The 598-nt window shown below is 56.4% G+C and carries 1 protein-coding gene; it reads left to right on the top strand.

The annotated features are described in order from the left end of the window. Positions 1–87 precede the first annotated feature (87 nt). Positions 88–598: hypothetical protein (locus HMPREF0201_RS23185; RefSeq protein WP_167344788.1), on the top strand; the 511-nt coding region annotated here is incomplete at its 3' end.

Genomic DNA, 598 nt, shown 5'->3' with positions numbered 1-598 from the left:
ACTGTCCGTTTCAACGACCTGACGCTGGCTGCCCCCCTAATCTCCTTTGAGAATGCCACTATCGTTGACTCCCGGGTGTCAGTCACGATGGAATTTATTCGCGGCAGCATCGCGGAAATTGACAGTAACAGCCAGGTCACCCGGTACACGCGTATCCGCCCGGGGTCAGGTTTTTTCCTCAAACTTGATGTTGACCTGAAAAGGGGCAGCGGCTCCGTTGATGAAAAGGGGCATGTCCTCCTGGCGCTGGCGGCAGGTAGCGTGAACACCACCAACGTCACCGACGATCCGGCCGAAGAAATTATTCCGTATTTTGAACAGTGGCTTAAGCAAAACCCGGTGACCTACAGCCTCGGTCAGCTGGATTTGGGGGCGGCGGGGTCAAATCTGATCCCAACGGACTTCATCATCCGCACCCAGCCCGCCCCGACAGACAATACGCACGGTGCGGTGCTGCTGTTTATCCTCACAACTTCTCATCCGCAGGAAAACCATACCAGCCTGCCGGATGAAACCTATCCGTGGCTTATTCCGGACGAGCACTCCTCGGTTATCCTGCTGAACAGCCGCCTGGTGATGGGGCAGTTCGTTAAGCCGG

This window comes from Cedecea davisae DSM 4568 (assembly GCF_000412335.2).
Taxonomy (GTDB): Bacteria; Pseudomonadota; Gammaproteobacteria; order Enterobacterales; family Enterobacteriaceae; genus Cedecea; species Cedecea davisae.
Note: the sequence above shows the minus strand (reverse complement) of the source record. Positions and strands in the feature narration are given on the sequence as shown.